The 20,334-nt window shown below is 68.3% G+C and carries 18 protein-coding genes; 3 read left to right on the top strand and 15 right to left on the bottom strand.

Annotation, left to right across the window (positions count from 1 at the left end; translation table 11 throughout):
- Nucleotides 1-6: 6 nt before the first annotated feature.
- Nucleotides 7-690 (bottom strand): NUDIX domain-containing protein, encoded by a 684-nt coding sequence (locus G3I17_RS28125; protein ID WP_164600617.1) that lies wholly within the window; start codon nt 688-690, stop codon nt 7-9.
- A gap of 106 nt (nt 691-796) precedes the next feature.
- On the opposite strand from G3I17_RS28125, the gene G3I17_RS28120 reads away from it, so the two are divergent.
- Nucleotides 797-1,798 (top strand): SPFH domain-containing protein, encoded by a 1,002-nt coding sequence (locus G3I17_RS28120; RefSeq protein ID WP_164600616.1) that lies wholly within the window; start codon nt 797-799, stop codon nt 1,796-1,798.
- Nucleotides 1,795-2,670 carry an NAD(+)/NADH kinase gene (locus tag G3I17_RS28115; RefSeq protein WP_164600615.1) on the top strand — a complete coding sequence of 292 codons (876 nt, stop codon included), beginning with the start codon at nt 1,795-1,797 and terminating at the stop codon, nt 2,668-2,670. The genes G3I17_RS28120 and G3I17_RS28115 overlap by 4 nt, the downstream gene beginning before the upstream one ends.
- Here G3I17_RS28115 and G3I17_RS28110 read toward each other — a convergent pair.
- Nucleotides 2,667-3,044: a hypothetical protein gene (locus G3I17_RS28110; RefSeq protein ID WP_164600614.1), complete on the bottom strand. Its 378-nt coding sequence runs from the start codon at nt 3,042-3,044 to the stop codon at nt 2,667-2,669. The genes G3I17_RS28115 and G3I17_RS28110 overlap by 4 nt on opposite strands.
- Nucleotides 3,045-3,272: 228 nt before the next feature.
- Here G3I17_RS28110 and G3I17_RS28105 point away from each other — a divergent pair, with 228 nt between their 5' ends.
- Entirely contained in the window at nt 3,273-5,288 is a 2,016-nt protein-coding gene (locus G3I17_RS28105; protein ID WP_164600613.1) for a CocE/NonD family hydrolase, read from the top strand.
- Nucleotides 5,289-5,334: 46 nt separating this feature from the next.
- On the opposite strand, the gene G3I17_RS28100 is transcribed toward G3I17_RS28105, so the two are convergent.
- Genes G3I17_RS28100 through G3I17_RS28040 form a run of 13 tightly spaced genes read right to left on the bottom strand, consistent with a single transcriptional unit; the run spans nt 5,335 to nt 20,331 of the window.
- Nucleotides 5,335-6,507 carry a glycosyltransferase gene (locus G3I17_RS28100; RefSeq protein WP_164600612.1) on the bottom strand — a complete coding sequence of 391 codons (1,173 nt, stop codon included), beginning with the start codon at nt 6,505-6,507 and terminating at the stop codon, nt 5,335-5,337.
- 1 nt (nt 6,508) lies between these two features.
- Entirely contained in the window at nt 6,509-9,115 is a 2,607-nt protein-coding gene (locus G3I17_RS28095; RefSeq protein WP_164600611.1) for a glycosyltransferase, read from the bottom strand.
- Entirely contained in the window at nt 9,112-10,413 is a 1,302-nt protein-coding gene (locus G3I17_RS28090) for a nucleotide sugar dehydrogenase (protein WP_164600610.1), read from the bottom strand. The genes G3I17_RS28095 and G3I17_RS28090 overlap by 4 nt, the downstream gene beginning before the upstream one ends.
- A gap of 25 nt (nt 10,414-10,438) precedes the next feature.
- Entirely contained in the window at nt 10,439-11,608 is a 1,170-nt protein-coding gene (locus G3I17_RS28085) for an acyltransferase (RefSeq protein WP_164600609.1), read from the bottom strand.
- 4 nt (nt 11,609-11,612) lie between these two features.
- Nucleotides 11,613-12,671 carry a UDP-N-acetylglucosamine 2-epimerase (non-hydrolyzing) gene (gene wecB, locus G3I17_RS28080; protein ID WP_164600608.1) on the bottom strand — a complete coding sequence of 353 codons (1,059 nt, stop codon included), beginning with the start codon at nt 12,669-12,671 and terminating at the stop codon, nt 11,613-11,615.
- A complete protein-coding gene (locus tag G3I17_RS28075; protein WP_164600607.1) occupies nt 12,668-13,678 on the bottom strand; it encodes a Gfo/Idh/MocA family oxidoreductase in 1,011 nt (336 codons plus the stop codon). Before G3I17_RS28075 ends, wecB begins: the two co-directional genes overlap by 4 nt.
- A gap of 1 nt (nt 13,679) precedes the next feature.
- The gene (locus G3I17_RS28070; RefSeq protein WP_203590844.1) at nt 13,680-14,768 is read right to left on the bottom strand and encodes a DegT/DnrJ/EryC1/StrS family aminotransferase; all 1,089 of its coding nucleotides are present in this window, start codon (nt 14,766-14,768) and stop codon (nt 13,680-13,682) included.
- Entirely contained in the window at nt 14,768-15,394 is a 627-nt protein-coding gene (locus G3I17_RS28065) for an acyltransferase (protein WP_164600606.1), read from the bottom strand. The genes G3I17_RS28070 and G3I17_RS28065 overlap by 1 nt, the downstream gene beginning before the upstream one ends.
- Nucleotides 15,391-16,605, bottom strand: coding sequence for a hypothetical protein (locus G3I17_RS28060; protein WP_164600605.1), 1,215 nt, complete (start codon nt 16,603-16,605; stop codon nt 15,391-15,393). The genes G3I17_RS28065 and G3I17_RS28060 overlap by 4 nt, the downstream gene beginning before the upstream one ends.
- Nucleotides 16,606-16,609: 4 nt before the next feature.
- A complete protein-coding gene (locus tag G3I17_RS28055) occupies nt 16,610-17,125 on the bottom strand; it encodes a hypothetical protein (protein ID WP_164600604.1) in 516 nt (171 codons plus the stop codon).
- 1 nt (nt 17,126) lies between these two features.
- On the bottom strand, nt 17,127-18,452 hold the full coding sequence (locus G3I17_RS28050; RefSeq protein ID WP_203590843.1) for a glycosyltransferase: 1,326 nt from the start codon (nt 18,450-18,452) through the stop codon (nt 17,127-17,129).
- On the bottom strand, nt 18,449-19,543 hold the full coding sequence (locus G3I17_RS28045) for a glycosyltransferase (protein WP_164600603.1): 1,095 nt from the start codon (nt 19,541-19,543) through the stop codon (nt 18,449-18,451). The genes G3I17_RS28050 and G3I17_RS28045 overlap by 4 nt, the downstream gene beginning before the upstream one ends.
- 2 nt (nt 19,544-19,545) lie before the next feature.
- A complete protein-coding gene (locus G3I17_RS28040) occupies nt 19,546-20,331 on the bottom strand; it encodes an ABC transporter ATP-binding protein (RefSeq protein ID WP_164600602.1) in 786 nt (261 codons plus the stop codon).
- Between the last annotated feature and the right edge of the window lie 3 nt (nt 20,332-20,334).

The following is a 20,334-nucleotide window of genomic DNA, read 5'->3' as shown; positions in this document are numbered from 1 at the left end:
TCTTGGTCAGCCGCGGGTCAGTGGCGGGTGAAGCGTCGCCGCCGGGCCGCGGTGGAAGAGTTGGGCCGGGCGGCCGCCGTCGCGGGTGGTGGTGGCGCCGAGCGGGATGACGAAACCGTCGGTCTTGGTGGCCTTGCGGTGGAAGTTGCGAGGATCGAGCTGGACACCCCAGACGGCCTCGTAGATCCCGCGCAGCTCCGAGATCGTGAACTCGTCCGGGCAGAACGCAGCGGCGAGCGGTGAGTACTCCAGCTTCGCCCGGGCGCGCTCGACCGCGTCCGCGAGGATCCGGTGGTGGTCGAACGCGAGCCGGTCCTCATCGTCGAGCACCTCGGTGACCCCGACCCATGACGCCGAAGCCGCGTCCGTACCGGCGACCGGGGTCGGGAGGTCAGGTACGAGGGCTAGGTAGGCGACGCTGATCACTCGGCCCCGAGGGTCGCGGCCGGGCTCGCCGTAGGTCGCGATCTGCTCGAGGTGGATCCGGTCGGACACCAGCCCGGTCTCCTCGGTCAGCTCGCGGCGCGCGGTCTCCTCCAGGTCTTCCCTGGGTCGTACGAAACCGCCCGGCAACGCCCAGCGACCCTGGTACGGCGCTATGCCGCGGCGGATCAGCAGCACCTGCAGGGACCCGTCCCGGACGGTCAGGATGACCAGGTCGGCGGCTACCCCCAGCGGCTCGTAGTCCATGGCGGATCACTCTAATCGTCATCTTGACGAAAAGCCATCTCGGGTCTTATCGTCAGAGTGACGACAAGAACTCGGGCCCAGCCGGGCTACGACAGGAGAACGACTCATGGCAGACATCACCCGGTTCCGGTTCATCAGCCACCTGCGGGCGAACCCGACCACCCACGTCCGGCACCTGCGCAACGGCAAGGTCGCGCACGACGGCGCCGGGCAGGCGTTCTGGTTCCGGGCCCTCAACTCCTCGCTCAGCGAGGTACCGATCGACGACCGCGAGCAGCCGCTGCTGTTCCACGGCCGCACGCTCGACTTCCAGGACGTCGTCGTCCAGGCGACCGTCACCTACCGGGTGACCGACCCGGCGCTCGCGTCCACCCGGCTCGACTTCGGTATCGACCCCGGCACGGGCGCGTGGCGGGCGACTCCGCTGGAGCAGCTCGGCGGGTTGCTGACCGAGCTCGCTCAGCAGACGGCGCTCGATCTGCTGGCCCGGCTGAACCTGACGCAGGCGTTGTCCGAGGGGATGGCTTCACTGCGGCTCGCGATGAGCAGTGGGTTGCGGGACGACCAGCGGCTCACGGGGTTGGGGATCGGCGTCGAGGATGTCCGCGTGGTCGCGGTACGGGCTGAGAGTGATGTCGAGCGTGCGTTGCAGACGCCTACGCGGGAGATGGTGCAGCAGGCGGCCGACAAGGCGACGTACGAGCGGCGGGCGATGGCCGTCGAGCGGGAGCGGTCGATCGCGGAGAACGAGCTGCAGAACCAGATCGAGCTGGCTCGGCGCGAAGAGCAACTGGTCACGCAGAAGGGTCAGAACGAGCGCCAGCGCGCGACCGAGGCGGCCGCGGCCGGCCGGATCGAAGGTGAGGCTTTGGCTGGGCGCCGGCGGTTGCTGGCGGCGGCTGACGCTGACGCCAAGCGAGTGCTGGGCGAGGCGGAGGCGGCTGCCGAGAAGGCCATGCTCGATGCCTATGCCGAACTGGACCAGGGCACGATCCTGGCGATGGCGGTCAAGCAGGGCGCACTGCCGGAGATCGGCACGCTGAACCTGACGCCGGACCTGCTCACTCCACTGCTGTCGAAGTTGACCTCCTCCGGAGTTTCCGAATGAGCCTGCCGCCCCGGGCGGTGGTGGTCCACCGGGCGACGGAGCTCACCGAGCTCGTCGCCCGGCACGGCACCCGCCAGCAAGCCGGCTTCTTCCTGACCAGCCGCGGGCGCTCGCTGGAGTCCCTCGAAGCGCGGCACAAGACTCAGCAGAAGGCTTTGGCCACGGTGTCCGCCGCGATCCCCTTGGACTGGCGGCGAGCTGTTGCTGAGCGCAACGATCTCGACCGGTTCGTGTTCGGCCCTGAGGATGTGGTGATCGCCGTCGGGCAGGACGGGTTGGTGGCCAACGTGGCGAAGTACCTGGACGGCCAGCCGGTGATCGGGGTCAACCCGGAGCCCGGCTGGAACCCGGGCGTACTGGTGCCACACGAGCCGGCGGCCGTACCGGACCTCTTGGTACGACCTACCGTCGAGGAACGCACGATGGTTGCCGCCAGCACCGATGATGGCCAGAAACTCGTTGCTCTGAACGAGATCTATGTCGGCAACCGAACGCATCAGTCGGCGCGCTACCGCCTGGCTTCACCTGAGGGTTTGGAAGAACGACAGTCCTCATCAGGCTTGCTGATCGGCACCGGAACAGGATCCACGGGGTGGTGCCGCTCAGCCTGGCAAGAACGCGGAAGCTTGCTCCGCCTGCCAGCTCCTTCCGAACCCGCCCTGTGCTGGTTCGTCCGAGAAGCCTGGCCGTCACCGGCCACCGGCACCAGTTGCACGGAGGGGTTGCTCACTGCTGCCGACCACCTGACGATCACCGCGGAAGCAGACCTGGTCATCTTCGGCGACGGCATCGAATCAGACACCCTCACCATCAGCTGGGGCCAACGCCTGGAGGTCCGCGTAGCCGACATCCACCTACATCTCGTCCGCTAGCCCGCCTTCCGCAACTGGCGGACGGCTGCGTCGACGATGTCGGCCAGGGTGCGATTGAATGCGATCGCCGCAGTCGGTGCGTGCTGCCGCGCCAAGTTGATGATCAGCTCGAAGAGTTCGAGTTGCTCTTCGTCCTTCCGGATTCCGCCGCCGATCAAGATGCACTCCCACGGACGCTCACCCAGCGCCGCGGTGACGACCGCCTCGATATCGTCCGACCCGTCGAGCCCGATCAGACAGTTCCGCGCGTCAATGCCGGCCTCCGCGAACCGCGTCACCGACTCCTCGATCGCAGCAGCCACCGGCGTCGGATCCCACGGACCAGGAACCCGGTAGGGATCGAGCCCGATCACAAGCACAGCCGGCGACGTCACCTTCCGACCATACTGGCCCCGACCACCCCAGGCGACGGACGCCGTACCTGGTTGGTGGGGTCTGCCTGAAGGTGAAGTATTTCCCGTGCTTTCGACGGAAAGTGACCGGGTGGGTGAGATGTGTGGAGACAACGGTGTCAGGTTCTGCTTAAGGTGCGTTCACCACAACGGCCCTGTCGAGGGAGGGCTGGGGTGCCGTTGCCCACCGCCCACAGGGGAGAGACACGCATGCGCCCATCTCGAAACCGCTCGAGAACCGCATTCCGGACGGGGGTCGGCCTGCTGGCCGCCACCGTGCTGGTGCCGATGGCTTCGCTGACCGCGAACGCCCGGCCCGACGCCACGCCCGACGCCGCCACAGCCGCCACCGCCGCTGCGCCCGGTACTGCCGCCAAGCCGGCACCGGCCAAACCGTTCGTTCAGGGGACCCAGACCGTCGCCGCGTACGACTACGACAACGCGATCCACGAGCGGGTCCAGGTCGACGTGCCGGGGGTCGACACCGACGCGAACGGGATCACCGACCAGATCACCGTCGACATCGTCCGGCCGGGCGAGGCGGCCCAGGCCGGGATCGACGTACCGGTCATCATCCAGGCCTCGCCGTACTACGCGAGCGACCCGAAGACCTACTTCGACGCCAACGGCACCCGGCAGATCTTCCAGAGCTGGCTGGACAACTACTTCGTCCCGCGCGGCTACGCGTTCGCCTACGTCGACATGCCGGGCACGTTCCGCTCGACCGGCTGCAGCGACGTCGGCGCCGACTTCGAGGTCCGCGGTACGAAGGCCGTCATCGACTGGCTGAACAACCGGGTCCCCGCCCACACCCCGGCCGGTGCGCCGGTGAAGGCCGATTGGTCGACCGGCAAGGCCGGCATGATCGGTACTTCGTGGAACGGCACAATCGCCAACTCGGTCGCCAGTACCGGCGTGAAGGGGCTCGAGACGATCGTACCGATCGCCGCGATCTCGAGCTGGTACGACTACACCCGGAGCAACGGGGTGCCGTACTACGACGAGTACATGGGCTTCCTGCACGACTACGTCAGCAACGACCTGAGCCCCCGCTGTGTCGCCCTGACCGGTGAGATCGAGCAGGACTCCGACACCCGCACCGGCAGCTACAGCCGTTGGTGGGACCCGCGGAACTACCGCCTGGATGCCAAGAAGGTGAAGGCGTCGGTCTTCGTCGTGCACGGCCTCGACGACGAGAACGTGAAGACGCGGCAGTTCGGCGAGTGGTGGGACGAGCTGGAGAAGCGTGGCGTCCCGCGGAAGATCTTCCTGCACCAGGGCGTGCACCTGGACGGGTTCAGCTTCCGTGACGCGTACGTCGACCAGCTGCACCCGTGGTTCGACCACTGGCTGCAGGGCCTGCAGAACAACGTGATGAAGGCCCCGCAGGCGACGATCCAGCGCGAGGACGGCAGCTTCACCACCGAGGCCCGGTGGCCCGCCGAGGGAGCGAAGAACACCAAGCTCGCGCTCAGCAAGCCGGCTGGCGGCGGCACTGGTGGCCTGTCGATCGCCGCGCCGACCAGCGACCCGATCAGCTTCACCGGTACGGACAAGGAGTCGGTCGACAGCGTCGTACTCGACCCGACTGCTCCGCGGACCGATCGCGCGGTGTTCGTCAGCAACGACCTCGCACAGCCGGTCCGGTTGTCCGGTACCGGCAAGGTGGAGGTCCGGGTCAAGGTCAACAAGGTTGCCGCAGGCATCAAGGCTCGCCTGGTCGACTACGGTACGGCGACCCGCTACACGAGCGTGTCGAACATCGCGAACACCAGCAAGTGCTGGGGTGACGGCAACGCGCTCGACACCGGCTGCTTCCCCGAGACCAAGATCAACACGGCGGTCTCGAACACAGCGGTCGTGGTCCGCACGCTTGCCGACATCGGCCACTACAAGTCGCCGGACGAGAAGGTCTCGCTGCAGTCCGGCAAGTGGTACGACCTGACCTTCGAGCTCAACGCGGACGACGTCGTGTTCGCCGCCGGCCACCGGCTCGGTCTCGTGCTGACCGTCGAGCCCGACAACCCGTCGGTCCCGTTCACCGGCGCCACCATCACCCTCGACCCGGTCAAGTCCTCGCTGACCCTGCCCCTCACCGGCGCAACGGCCAGCCTGGCCTCACCGGAATCCCCGCAAGCCCGCATCCCAGCCACCCAGCTGTCCCAGCCCGAGCCGGAGAAGGACCCCATCAAACTGATGGAACAGTTCGTCGAAGCCTCCCGCTGACCAAGTAAAGAAGGGCCCCGGCAGTTTCAAGCTGCCGGGGCCCTTCTTACTTGGCTGCGTTCGCTGGTTTGGCCAAGGTCGAGTAGGCCGAGACCAGAAGTTCCGAGTCGTGTTCCCAGTTGAGTTCGTCTCCGGCGGCTCGTACGCCGTCGACGTAGCTGGGGTAGTCCGCGATCAAGGCGCGCACGGCTGCGGCAAGTGATGCGCCGTTTCCTGGCTCGTACAAGGTGCCGAGGTGGTACTTCGTGATGACCGCACGGAGTTCGGGGAGGTCTGCGGCGACAACCGGGACACCCGCGCGTACCGCGTGGAACAGTTTGTTCGGCATGGCCAGCCGGTGGTTTTCGCAGGTGTTTGTCAACGTGACAAGGGAAATCCCGGACTGTTGGAGGACTCGGTCGACCTCGTCGATCGAGGTTTCCGGGACCTTCTGCACAAGCCCCAGATCGAGGCGGTAGTTCGGATCGACCGAGCCCATCAGCAGTGTCGGGAACGGCGCGAGCAGACGAGCTGCCTCGACGACAGCGGGTAGGTCTCGGCCGGCGCCTACTCGGCCGGCGTACAGCAGACCGGCCGGCGTTGAGGGTAGTACTGCGGGAACTTCAGCGCGTGGGAACGTGTTGCGGATGAGGCGCACGTCCGGCAGGCCGCGGTCACGCAACCGCTGGGCGATCCCCTCGCTGACCGTGAAGACGACGGCGGCTTGGCGGGCCAGGCCGAGTTCGAAGCGGCGGCCACGGATACGCCACAGCGGCGTCGGCCGGCCCGGCAGAGCCCGGTCGAACCAGAGTTCGTGGCTGTCGTAGACCAACTTGGCCGACCACTGAGAAGCGAACGAGGCTGCCAGCTCCAAAGTGTTGAAGTCGTGTGCATGCACCACCTCGAAGGGATCCAGCGAGGCCAGCCGCGCAGCGGCCGCAGTACGCCACTGCTTCTCTGTACGCAGCCGGTGCTCCGGCAGCAGCAGCCACCGGCCGAACCGCTGGACAACCACCTTCAAACCGCTCTGCCCATGGCCGACCGCAGGACCGCTCCCGCCGCGCAGACCCGCGGACCGGGAGACCGACTCGACCGTCGCGCCACCTTCGAGCGTGAAGCCTTCCGGTACGTCCCGGCCGACGATGTGCACCACGTGCCCGGCGCCTGTCAGCGCCGCCGCTTCGCGCAGGATCCGCGAGTCCCCGGCGATCGGGGACTGCGCGACCATCAATACCCGCATGTCAGCGTCCTCCGAGGAAGGGCAACAGGACCTCTACGGACTTGCGGCCATCGTGCAGTTCTCGCACGTACCGCGGTCCGGCGTCGGCGATCTTGCGGGCTTCCTCGCGCTCGGCGACCAGTCGTTCGATCACTTCGGCCAGGTCGTCCGGCGTCGCCTCCACGATCGGCAGCTCGGTCGGCAGGAGGTCGCGGACGTGGTCGGCGACGTGCCCGACGGTGGTTCGGCCGGCCGCCATCGCCTCACACGCGAAGACGCCGTACGAGCCGAGTACCAGCTGGTCGACGACGATGTCCGCGTCCTTGACCATCGCCATCAGCTCCGAGTGCGGAACGCCCTGCACGCGCTGGTACTTGATCACGCCGCGAGCATCGAGCGCGGTCAGCACCGGGTCGACGAAGGCCGAGCCCTTCAGCGCGCTCGCCGACGGCGCGTGCAGCACCACCGGTACCTCGCGATCCATCACCGGCACCGTGGAGGCCAGCTCGCCGGCGTTCACCACGACGGGCAGCCACTGCGACTCCTCGACGTACTCGAGCAGGTCGGGCGTGGTGACGAAACGGGGACCCTCGTACCCGACCAGGTGCTCGCGGAGCAGGTCGTTCGCCGCCTGCAACCGCGTCGTGAGCTCGTCGGACCGGTCCGCGAACGGCGAGAACTGGTACTTCGCGCGGTGCCGGGCCGGGTCGCGCACCTCGGAACCGTGGAACACCAGACCGTGCCGGATCCCGGCCGCGTCGAGCATCGGAACGTCCTGGTCCCACAGCTGCCCGGGCAACTGACCGAACATCGGCCGGCCCGCCTCGAAGAGCACATGGGTGACGTTCTGCAGCGTCCATGCGGTGAGCTGCAACTGCCAGCGCAGGTCCTCGCGGTACTGCTCGTCCGACCCGGAGCGGTGCACCCCGAACTGGTACTTGCAGTCGCCGACCGTCAGTGACTCGGCCCCGATCGACGGGATCTCACGAGTCAGCGCTTCGGCCCACTGCCAGGCCTGGCCCGCACTGTTGACCGGACCGATCAGCAACCGGCGGCCGACGGTCTCGGGGTGCCCGTCGTTCGGCGCCGGCGCGATCGGCCGGCCGAGCATGTCGGTGTAGAGCTCACGCAGCTTGCTGGCCTGCCCGCTCCAAGACATCTCCTGCTGGTACGCCGGGTCGGCCAACCGCTCGCGGTAGGTGTCTGTGCGGCTCAGCAGCAGCTTCGCCTTCTCCGCCAGGTCGACCGGGTTCGCGGTCTCGAAGACCTCGCCGATCCCGGTCTCGGCGACGAACTCCTTCATGCTGGGCATGTCGCTGACCAGCACCGGCAGACCACCCAGGCTGTACTCGAACAGCTTGTTCGGCAGCGCCATCTCGTGACTCGGGTAGCGCAGGATCGGGATCAGCCCGAGGTCAGCCGACTTCAGGAACGGGACGACCGTCTCGTAGCCGACCGGCTCTACGTAGTGCACCCGGTCGTCGACCTTCAGCTTCAGCGCGAGGTCCTGCAACGCTTTGACCGAAGGGATCCTGGTCGACGGCACGCAGACCACGGCCAGATGGGCACCCGGCAGGTGTGTAAGTGCCTCGACCGCGGTCTCGACGCCACGGGCCTTCGTCACGCCGCCGCTGTAAACCAGCAACGGGACATCCGCGGCCAACTCGAGCTGGCTGCGCAGGTCGACGACGTCGGCCGTCACCTCCGACAGGCTCGGAGAGTTGATGATGACAGTGGGTTCACGGTCCAGCTTGTACCGACTCGTCAGCGTGCGGGCGATCGCGGGACTGACCGTGATCACGCGATCGGCCTGGCCGATGTACTCGCGCTCGTGGTTGGCCCACGACGCGATGAACCGGCGCGTCCGGGCGCCGTACCGCGACAGCCCGGCGACGTACTCGTGCGCGTCGTAGACGACCTTGAGTTCCTTGCCGCGCAGCTTGGCCCGGCCGGCCGCACGCGTCGCGACGCCGATCACGTGCATGTCGTGCGCGTGCACCACATCAGGCTCGAGCCGGTCGATCAGATCACCGAAGGCAAGCTCGAGATCGATCGCCTCCGGGTGCTCCCGGCGCCACGGCGCGGGCCAGGTGATCCGGTGGATCACACCGTCGTACGCGCGCCAGCCGGCCTTGAATCCCTTGTCCACCGCAAGACCGACGCCCTGGCGCACCCGGACCCCGCGCCGGACGAGTTGCCAGCCGGCCCCTCGGGTCAACCTGGTCAGCACGCCGGCCTTGAACACCAGCGAACCGACCGCGCCCGGCCGCTTGGCCGCCACCGCCTGCCCGGAATCCGCCTTGATCTCGGTCAAGGCGGCCCGAACCCGCAGACTGCGCGCGACGAACGTCTCTCGCGACGGATAGCCGAGCAGCGGCAACCGCCGGCTCCGCCGCTTGGCCCGGCGGAGCTTCCGCTCGTCCCGCAAGGCGAACGGGACGACGACGCGCACGATCATCGCGCCGCCGAGCATCTCCCGGGACTGCTCACCTGTTGACGAAACCCCGAGCACAGTGACCTGTACTCCGTCCTCGGCCAGCGCGGTGGCCTCTTTCCGGACCCGGCTGTCGTTGGTGACTTCGTTCGCTACCAGCATCACCACGCGCAGCTCAGCCGAGGGCTTGGTCACGGGCGGTCAGACCTTCCGATCACGATCCGCCGGACGCCGGCCCAGCGAGCCGGGTCGGTGCTGTCACGACCGTCGACGAGCACCTGAACACCTGGCAGCTCGGCCGGGGTCAGTTGCTTGTACTCCGGGTGGTCCGCCTGCAGCACCGCCGCGTCGACCGGCTCACCCAGGTGGTACGCCGTGAAGCCCAGGCCCTGCAGCTCCTCGTCGGTGTACATCGGGTCGTGCACGAAGACCTCGGCACCCTGCGACTTCAACGCCTCGACTGCCGGGAAGACACCGGAGAAGGCCGTCTCCTTGACCGAGCCACGGTAGGACGCACCGAGCACGACCACGCGGGCGCCGGTCAGGTCGCCGTACGCGCCTTCGAGCAGACCGATGGTGTACTCCGGCATGCCCAGGTTCGCCTCGCGGGCGGCGCGGACGACGGTTGCCTCCGGGTCGGTCCACAGGTACAGCCGTGGGTAGACCGGGATGCAGTGACCGCCGACGGCGATGCCGGGACGGTGGATGTGGCTGTAGGGCTGCGAGTTCGACGCCTCGATCACCTGGTGCACGTCGATACCGTTGGCGCCGGCGAACCGGGCGAACTGGTTCGCCAGGCCGATGTTGACGTCGCGGTAGGTGGTCTCCGCCAGCTTCGCGAGCTCGGAGGCCTCGGCCGAGCCGAGGTCCCAGACGCCGTTGCCGCGCGGCAGGTCCGGGCGCTCGTCGAAGTCGAGGACGGCCTCGTAGAACGAGATGGCGCGCTTGGCGCCTTCCTCGGACAGGCCGCCGACCAGCTTCGGGTACTTGCGCAGGTCCGCGAAGACGCGACCGGTCAGCACCCGCTCCGGGGAGAAGACCAGGTGGAAGTCAGTGCCCTCGACGAGGCCGGAGACCTCCTCGATCAGCGGCTTCCAGCGGCTGCGGGTGGTCCCGACCGGCAAGGTGGTCTCGTAGCTGACCAGGGTGCCCGGGGACAGGTGCTCGGCCAGCGAACGGGTCGCGCTCTCCATCCAGCCGAACTCCGGCTCGCCGGTCTTCTCGTCCACGAACAACGGAACGACGATGACGACGGCGTCACTGCCCGGGATCGCGTCGGCGTAGTCGGTGGTAGCCCGCAGGCTGCCGTTACCGACGGTCTCGGCCAGCAGTTCGGCCAGGTGCGCCTCACCCGGGAACGGTGCCTGCCCGGCGTTCACCTGGTCGACCGTCGACTGGTTGATGTCAAGGCCGACGACCTGATGGCCCTTGGTCGCGAACTGGACCGCCAACGGCAGCCCGATCTTGCCTAAGGCAACAACACTGACACGCACAGGAACTCCACTGGGTAGTGATTCTTCATCGGGGGCCGCGCAGTCTGCGCTCCATGGGGTGCTCGACGAACTTGTACAGCAACCACGAGGCGAAGATCGAGAGGGCACAAACACCGGCGTACCAGGTCAGGTTCGACCAGCCGACCGGGCCGGCCATGCCGTGCTGCTCCCTGATCGCGTACAGGATGGTGGCGTGCACCAGGTAGAACGAGTACGACCACTTGCCGAGGGCAACCAGCGGGCGGCTGCGCAGCAGTGACCGGCCGCCCCGGAGGTCGCGGGAGGCGACGGCAAAGACCAGGAAGCCGTACAGGAAGGTGAGGATTTCCTTCTGGGTCAGGCTCATGGTGACTGCCAACGGGAAGTTGGCCGGGTGCTCACCGGAGTACCACAGCGTGATCAGGCCGCCGATGGTGACCAGGAAGGCGAACCAGACCGGGATCCGCGGCTTCCACCCGGACCGCAGCATGATCGCCAGGCCGATCCCGAACAGGAACGCGACCGAGTGCAGGATCGGCTGCGGCAGGATCGGCACGACGTCCTTGAAGTGGAACAACGCCAATCGGTAGAGCCCGCCGATCACGAGCACCGACACGCAGAGCACCAGGCCGCCGACCGCCTTCAGCCTGACCGTGAGCCGCTGCACGAACGGGAAGTACGCGTAGAAGAACGCCTCCACCGACAGCGTCCAGGACGCCGGGTTGCCGCCGTACAGGATCGCCGAGTCGTTCGACCAGCCGTGCAGCAGGAACACCGACAAGACCAGGACGGTCACCGAGACCGGCTTGATCCACCACATGTTGGTGGGCGGATCGAACCGGTAGAAGACGAAGATCGCCGGGATCAGCGCGACGATGTGGGCCGGCCAGATCCGGGCGAACCGGCGGCGGTAGAACGTGTGGATCTTGGTGCCCGGCTGGGCCGACCAGGTCAGCACGAAACCGGACAGCACGAAGAAGAACGTCACCCCGGAGGTGCCGTACTTCAGGAAGTCGAAGATCGGCAGCGGCGCCAGGTTGGTCATGTGGTGCGCGAAAACGAAGAACGCCGCCCACCAGCGCAAACCGGTGAGCGACTCCACCCGCGGCAGTCGCTTGTGGGAGTCGGCCGTATCGGTGGACGTAGTGGCCGAAGCTGCCAGTCCCGGAGAGCCCGGGGCGGGCGGCTGGCTCTGTTCTTCGGCAGCTTTGGTCACGTGGCTACTCCGTGAGAGCGGTGACGACACGCCCTGCGGCGTGTCCATCTCCATAGGGCATGGGGCGGTCAGCTGCCGGCACCGGCCGGGCGGCCAGCTGGGGCAGTTTGCTCATATCGGACAGGAGGACGTTCCAGCCGTCCTCCAGCGTCTCGACCCATTCGGTCTCGGTGCGCAGCGTGGTGCAGACCCGGCCGAGCAGGAAGGCCTCCTTCTGGAGGCCGCCGGAGTCGGTGACCACACCGGACGAGCCGAGCACGGCCGCGACCATCTCCGGGTACGCCAGCGGCTCCCGGACATGCAGCGAACCGTCCGGACGCTCCAGCTTGATGCCGTGCTCCGCGCATTTCGCCACCAGCCGAGGGTGCGCCAGCAGCAGCACCGGGTAGCCGGCGTCGGCGAGCCCGTCGACGATCGCGGCCAGTCGGGCCGGGTCGTCGGTGTTCTCGGCCCGGTGGACCGTCGCCACGACGTACTCACCGCTCTTCAGGCCCTCGGGCAACGCGAACGAGTCGTTCGATACCGCGTCGCGGACCCGGAAGCACACGTCCGTCATCACGTCGCCGACGAGCAGCGCCCGGTCCTTCAGTCCCTCGTTGGTCAGGTGACCCATCGCGACCTTGGTCGGCACCAGCAGCAGGTCCGCCGCGTGGTCGGTGAGGACCCGGTTGTGCTCCTCGGGCATCGACCGGTTGAAGGAGCGCAGGCCGGCCTCGAGGTGCGCGACCGGCAGGTGCATCTTCACGGCCGACAAGGTGCCGGCCAGGGTCGAGTTGGTGTCGCCGTAGACGAGCACCCAGTCCGGCCGGTGCTCGTCCAGCACAGCGTCCAGCGACGACAGCATCGCGCCGGTCTGGACACCGTGGCTGCCCGACCCGACGCCCAGGTGGACGTCGGGAGCCGGGATCTTCAGGTCAGCGAAGAACACGTCGGACATGTTCTTGTCGTAGTGCTGACCGGTGTGCACGATCACGTGCTGATGCTCGGTGGCGGCGAACGCCTCAGCGATCGGGGCGAGCTTGACGAACTGCGGGCGAGCCCCGACGACGCTGAGGACCTTCATGACTGGATGGACTCACCGTTCAGCCGGACGGACTTGCCATCGTCGGCTGCCGAGGCGATAACGGCCTCGGCGACGACGACGGTGGCCAGACCCTGCTGCAGGGTGACGATATCGGTCTCCTTGCCCAGGATCGCGTCGCGGAACGCCTCGTGCTCGGCCTTCAGCGGCTCGGGCTTGGCGATCGCGTAGCGGATCATGTCGCCCTCGCTGACACCGCGGAAGTGCGCGACGTCGTCCCAGGCGGTCTGCACGGTGCCGTTGGCGTGGAAGGACAGGTCGGCCGTCAGGGTGTCGGCGATGAACGCGCCGCGCTCACCGGTGACGACGGTCAGCCGCTCCTTCATCGGGGACAGCCAGTTGACCAGGTGGCTGGTCACGGTGCCGTCCTGCAGCTTGCCGGTGACGGCGATCAGGTCCTCGTACTGCCGGCCGCTCTTGTGCGCGCTCTGCGCGGACACCGAGGCGAACGGCGACTGGGTCACCCACGCGGTCAGGTCGATGTCGTGGGTGGCCAGGTCGAGCACCACGCCGACGTCGGCGATCCGGGCCGGGAACGGGCCCTGCCGACGGGTGGTGATCTGGTAGATGTCACCCAGTTCGCCGGCCTCGAGGCGAACCCGCAGCGCCTGCAACGCCGGGTTGTACCGCTCGATGTGCCCGACGGCGCCGATCACGCCGGCGGCCTCGAAGGCCTTGGCGATCTCCGCGGCCTCGGCCGAGGAGCCGGCCAGCGGCTTCTCGATCATCGCGTGCACGCCGGCCTCGGCCAGCGATTTGGCGATCTCGGTGTGGTACTGCGTCGGCACCGCGACCATGCAGTAGTCGATGCCGGCGGAAATCAGCTGCTCGATGTTCTCGTGCACCGGCAGGCCGTTGGCCACGCCGTGCTTGTCACCACCCGGGTCGGCGACGGCGACCAGGTCGACGCCCTCGAGGGAGCCCAGCACGCGGGCGTGGTGACGGCCCATCATGCCCAGGCCGATCAGTCCGGCGCGAAGGTTCGCCATCTCAGGCACCTGCCTTCGCGACGGTCGCGACCGCGGTCACGATGCGGTGCAGGTCTTCCTCGGACAGCGAGGGGTGGACCGGCAGCGACAGCACCTGCGCGGCGGCCTTCTCGGTCTCCGGCAGGTCCAGCTCGCGCTTGAACGACGGCAGGCGGTGGTTCGGGATCGGGTAGTAGACGCCGCAACCGACACCGTGTTCGTTGCGCAGCGCGTCGGCGAAGCCGTCGCGGTCGTCGGTGACCCGGATCGTGTACTGGTGGTAGACGTGCGTCGCCTCGGGGGCCACGGTCGGAGTCGCCACGCCCTGCAGGTTCGCGTCCAGGAAGGTCGCGTTCTCCTGCCGCTGCTTGGTCCAGCCGCCGACCTTGGTGAGCTGGACGCGGCCGATGGCGGCGTGCAGGTCGGTCATCCGGTTGTTCAGGCCGACGACCTCGTTCTCGTACTGCTTGAGCATGCCCTGGTTGCGGTACAGCCGCATCCGGCGCTCGAGGTCGGCGTTCGCGACCGAGTTCATGCCGCCCTCACCGGACGTCATGTTCTTGGTCGGGTACAGGCTGAACATGGCGAACTCGCCGAAGGTGCCGACCGGCGCACCGTTCCAGGTCGCGCCGTGGGCCTGCGCGGCGTCCTCGTACAGCTCGATGCCGTGCTTGGCCGCGATGGCGCCCAGCTCGGTCAGGTTCGCCGGGTGCCCGAACAGGTGCACCGGCATGACGGCCTTGGTCTTGTCGGTGATCGCGGCCTCGACGGCGGCCGGGCTCAGCCCGTAGTACGTCGGCTCGATGTCGACGAAGACCGGGGTGGCGCCGGTGAGCGCAACGCTGTTCGCGGTCGCGGCGAAGGTGAAGGAGGGCACGATGACCTCGTCGCCCGGACCGACGCCCGCGGCCAGCAGACCGAGGTGCAGACCCGAGGTGCCCGAGTTCGTCGCGACGCAGGCTCGACCGGAGACCAGCGCAGCGCCGAACTCCTGCTCGAAGGCAGCGACCTCAGGACCCTGGGCGAGCATTCCGCTGCGCATCACACGGTCGACTGCCTCCCGCTCCTCCTGCCCGATGATCGGCTTCGCGGCCGGAATCGGCTGCACCATCAGTTCTCCTCCTGGTTTTCGACTGCCATGTTTTCGCCGGCCAGCCGCAGCTGTCCGTCGGTTTCGATGTACATCTCGCCCGTACTCGGGCATTTCCACTCGCCGTTGCCGACCTCCAGCAACGGGACACCTGCTTTGCCGACCCACTTGATCCGGCGGGCGGGGACCCCCGCGACCAGCGCGAAGTCTGGCACGTCCTTTGTCACCACTGCGCCCGCTGCGACGGTGGCCCAGCGACCGATGGTGACCGGTGCCACGCAGACCGAACGGGCGCCTACTGCACTGCCAGTGCGCAGTGTCACACCGACGGCCTCCCAGTCCGACGCGCTCTTCAGCGTGCCGTCCGGGTTGATCGCGCGCGGGAACTGATCATTGGTCAGGACGACCGCGGGTCCGATGAAGACGCCGTCCTCGAGCACGGCCGGCTCGTAGACGAGAGCGTCGTTCTGGATCTTGCAGTTGTTCCCCATCCGCACCCCGGTGCCGATGTACGCGCCGCGGCCGACGATGCAGTTCTCACCCAGGACCGCGTTCTCGCGGATCTGGGACAGGTTCCAGACGGACGATCCGGCGCCGATCTGCGCGGTCTCGTGGACCTCGGCCGACGCTGCGATCCGGGACGTCACAAGCTCTCCTTCGGGTCAAGCCAATCGGTGAGTGCACGGGCGGAACGTCGCCCGTCGTGCAGCTCCGCCACGAAGGCGGGGCCCGCGGTGGCCCGCTCGGCGGCCGCCGTACGGTCGGAGAGCAGGTCGGTGACGACACTGCCGAGCGAATCGGGATCCGCCTCGACGATGGGCACCTCGCGCCCAGTCAGACTACGCACCCGATCGCGAACCGCCGAACCGACGTAAGAAACGCACAAACGCCCGGCGGCCAGCGCCTCGGCCGCGGCCACGCCGTACAGACCGATCCGGAGCTGGTCGACGACGATGTCCGCGTCACCGATCACGGCCGGCATCTCACTGTGCGTGACGCCGCTGATCCGGCGGTACTCCACCAGGCCCTTGTCGGCCAGACCGGTCAGTACCTCGTCGATCCGGTCGCTGCCCTTGAGCTGCGCGTTGGACGGGACGTGCACGACGACCGGGCGGCCGGTCGAGAAGAGCGGACGCGCGGCCTGTGCCCAAGGCGCCGGATCGATCGCGACCGGCAGCCAGTGCGCCCCCGGTACGTCTTCCAGCAGGTCGACCGTGGAGACGAAGACGGGCACGTCGGCCGCCTCGACGATCTCGGCGAACCTGCTCGCCTGGACCTCCAGCCGGTCGGTCAGCGGGTCACCCGGAGTGAACGGGGACCAGCGCTCGCGCTGGGCGTGCCGGCTCGGCAGGCGGATGTCCGAGCCGTGGAAGAGCAAGGCCGGCTTGATCCCGGCCTCCTTGAGCCGCACCAGCTCCGAGGAGCCGTCCTTCAGGCCGCGGGCGCCGAACAGCGGGCGCAGCGACTCCATCAGGACATGCGTGTAGCTCAGGACGTACTGCTCCTGGGCTCGCTGCCAGCGCGGCTGCCCGAACCAGGTCAGCGGTACGCCGTAGTCGTCGGCGTACTGGAACTGGCCCTTGCGATGCAGCGAGAAGGAGGTCGCGGAGACACCCTCGATGGTGTCCGCGGCACGCGCCCAGGCGTAGCCCTGGCCGGCGCTGTTGGTCGGGCCGACGAACAGCCGGACCGGAGTGTCCGCCACCGGCGGGAAGGTGGGCAGCTGCGCGTAGCTGTAGCGCAGCCCCTTCAACCGTCGCCGGACCGCACCCGCGGTCCTGGCGATCGGCGGCGGCAGGTGGTCGCGAAGATTTCGCGCAGTACTCACCTGCACGTCCGCCCTGGCCCGGTCCGGCATGTCGTCACTCCTGCTCCGCTCCTACCAGCCGGTCGAGCTCACGACGGGCAGCCGGTACGCCGAGAACCACCGGCGTCTGCGGCTTGCGCTGACCGACCTGCCAGCCGGCCCAGACGGATCCGTTGTCTAGCGCGATCACCACGTCGGCCTGCTCGATCATGCTCATCACGTCCGCGCGACCGAGCACCTTGGCCCAGTACGCCTTGGCGAGGTGGCCGGCCTTGCGGTTCTGGGCCAGCTTCTTCACGATCCGCTTGGCCCCGTTGGGCCGCGGCTTGGCAGCGGGCTTCGGCGTACTGATCGCCTCAGCCGCCACCGGCTCGGCCGGGGGGACGACCTCGACCGGCATCGTGCCGGGGCCGATCAGGGTGAAGCTGGTGACGAGGCCGTCCACGGGGGCGGCCGGCGGAAGCCAGGCGACTACGTCGAGGGCCACGTCGTCACGGCCGCCGAGATCGGCCCGGACGGTTTCGAAGTACGACGGGGGCTGCCGCCGGGTGCTCAGGAGTACGACCTTCATGTCAGACCACTGCCCCAACCCGCTCGCCCAGTGCCTTGATCCGCGGGTCCAGCTGCAGGTCGCGCCGGTAGCTCGCGCCGAACTCGCGGGCCTTCGCCCGGATGCCCGCATCCGCTGTCCGGGCCGCGCGGGCCGCCTCGACGAGTGCCTCGGCGATCGTCTCGGGGTCCTCCACGTCCTGCACCGGGAACCAGAGCGGATGCCCACGTAGTACGTCGGACGCCGCGTTCATCGGGTCGTGCACCGAGACGATCGGCAACCCGGTGGCGAGGTACTCGAAGACCTTGCCGCTGGTCACATAGCGTCCCTTGCCCAGCATCAGCAACTGGACGTCGAACTCGTCGTAGGCCTTGGCGATCTCCGCCTTGCCGACCGGGCCCTCGTAGCTGACCCCGTCGCCGGCGGCCTCGGTCAGGAGGCCGAGCATGTCGGCGCGCGGCTGAGCGTAGTACCCGAGGTAGCCGTGGATCTTCACCTTGGCGTCGCGCAGGTCTTCGGACCGTTCCTTGGCCAGCTGCCAGCCCTTGACGAACTCGGCCAGCGGGACCTTCGGCGAGACCGTACCGACGTACCCGAAGACCAGCGGCCGGTCGGTGACCGCGCCCCGGTCCTGCGTCGACGGCACCAGATCGGGGTCGAACCCATTCGCGACCGTGTGCATCTTGCCCGCGTGCTCCGGGTAGAGCTCCTTGTGCCAGTCGAGGATCGGGTCGTTGACGAACCAGACCTCCTGCGCGGCGCTGACCAGCTTGCGCTCCCAGCGGGCGGCGCGGCTGTTCGGCTCGTGCAGGCGGTCGCCGCTGAAGACGTCCAGCAGCCAGGCGTCGCGGTAGTCCATCACGTACGGCACGTCGAACTTCTTGAACAGGTGGTACGCCGCGGCGAACGTGACGTGCGGGTTCGCCGTGGCGACCGTCAGGTCCACCTTGTCCGCCTGGTGGATCTGCTCGGCGGCCTTCTCGATCGTGCTGCGCCACGGTCCGTATCCCGTTTCAGGGAAGGGGATCTGGTCCCGCTTGCTGCGCCACTTGGCCCACAACTTCGGGTTGGCCGCCCGGGTCTTCGACCAGTTGCGCAGGTCGGCTTCAAGGATCGGCCACTCGAACGGCACCCGGACCACCTCGATCGACGGGTCGACCCGTTCCTCCAGGGTCGGGTCGGCACCGGTGAACCGCTCGAAGGTCTCCCGTTCGGCCGTCAGCACGGTCACCTTCCAGCCGAGCGCGGCGAACCGGTTCGCCGTGGCCAGGGCCCGGTAGACACCGCCACTTCGGCAGGGCGGGAAGCCCCAGACGATGTACAGCAGATGGGGGCGGCTGCCGGTCATACCCGTCCTTTGAGCAGCGCGAGAATCGCTTCGGCCAGTTCGTCGTACGGCGTGGTCGCGGGCAGATGGACAGCCGCCCACTGCAGCGCGTGATCGCGCAGTTTCTCCAGCTCACCGGGATCCGCGGACCAGCGCCGCAAGGTCTCGGCTGCCTCCGGCACCGAGTCCACCAGGACTCCGCCACCGGACTCCTCGATCACCTTGGTCTGCCGGGGCAGCCGGGTGGACAGGACGGGAAGCCCGCTGGCGAGGTACTCGTAGACCTTGGACGGCATCGCTTCCAGGAACGCCGGCGTCGGGTGCAACATGGCCAAGCTGGCCCAGGCCCCCTGGGCGATGCGCCAGGCGTCGGCCGGTGGCTGACGCCCGTGCAGCCGGACGCGGCCGGCCAGGTCGGATTGCTCGATCCGGGCTTCGAGCCGATCCCGGTCCGAGGATGCGACCGGGCCGACCAGGTCCAGCGACCAGCCCGGCGCGGCGGCGATGGTCTCGACCATGTCGAACAGCCCACGGCTCGCCCGCAGGTCGCCGACGTAGACCACCCGTGGCTCACCCGCCGGCGGTGACGGGGCCAGAAAAGCCGCGACCGGCTGGTTGGTGACAACCATCCGGTGCTTGGCCTGGTGTGGCGAGAGGTGGGAATCAGCGACGACCGTCAGGTCGGCCCCGGCTGCCAGCCGGGTGCTCAAGGCCACCATCAGCCGGGCGGGCAGCCCCACCGGGCCTCTAGCCCAGGCCCGGTCGCGGAGCAGCCGGCCGTAGTCCTCGTGCACGTCGGCCACCATCTTGCGGCGGCGCAGCGCGGTCACCAGCCGGGTGATCGGGATCATGTCCGGATCGACGGTGACGACCACCTTGGCGCTGGTGCGCCAAGGCAGTACTGCGGTCCGGGCCAGCCGCCGGACCAGGCTGCCCCGGTTGCGAGCGTGGACGGAGGCCCCGGCGGGACCTCCGGCGGGGTCGCCCAGACCCCACAACTCAACGTTCAGACCCCGCTTCTGCAGAGCTGCGGTGATCTTGTGCAGCCGTGCGTCGGCGACGTCGTGACCGGACGTGATGATGCCCACGTCCGGCCCGGGGGTGGATCGCATCGTCAGAAGTCCTCGAGGGTGGCAGCACTCTTCGCGCTGACCTGCAGGTACTTCGTGTAGGCGGCGATCACCTCGGTGGGGGTACCGCGCTCCATCAGCTTGCCCTTGTTCAGCCAGATGCAGTCGTCACACAGGTCGATGACGCTGCTCATCGCGTGGCTGACCAGGAACATCGTCCGGCTGTTGGTGACGAGCTCCTTCATCTTGTTCGACGCCTTCAGCTTGAAGGACGCGTCACCGGCGGACAGCGCCTCGTCGATCAGCAGGATGTCGGGATCCATGTGCACGGCGACCGAGAACGCCAGCCGGCTGAACATGCCGGACGAGTACGTCCGCATCGGCATCTCCATGAAGTCGCCCAACTCGGCGAACTCGGCGATCTCCTCGTACCGCTGCTCGATCGCCTTGCGGCTCAGACCGGCCGCCAGACCACCGAGAACGACGTTCTCCTTGCCGGACAGCATGGCGTTGAAGCCGACGCCCAGCGACAGCAGCGTGCTGACCCGGCCGTGCACCTCGATCCGCCCGCTGGTCGGCGGCAGAATGCCGGCCAGGGCCCGCATCAGCGTCGACTTGCCGGCGCCGTTCGCGCCGATGATGCCGATCGTGGTGCCGTGATCGACGTCGAAGGAGACGTTCTGGACGGCCTTGACCTCGCGGACCGCACGCTCGCCGCGGCCGAACCGGACCAGGGCGCTCTTGAAGGTCGGCACCCGCTCGAACGTGGTCCGGTAGGTGATCGAGACGTCCTGGACCTTGACGGCCGGTGTGGCTGATTTGTTTGACATCGA

Source organism: Streptomyces sp. SID13031 (assembly GCF_010548305.1).
Taxonomy (GTDB): Bacteria; Actinomycetota; Actinomycetes; order Propionibacteriales; family Kribbellaceae; genus Kribbella.
Note: the sequence above shows the minus strand (reverse complement) of the source record. Positions and strands in the feature narration are given on the sequence as shown.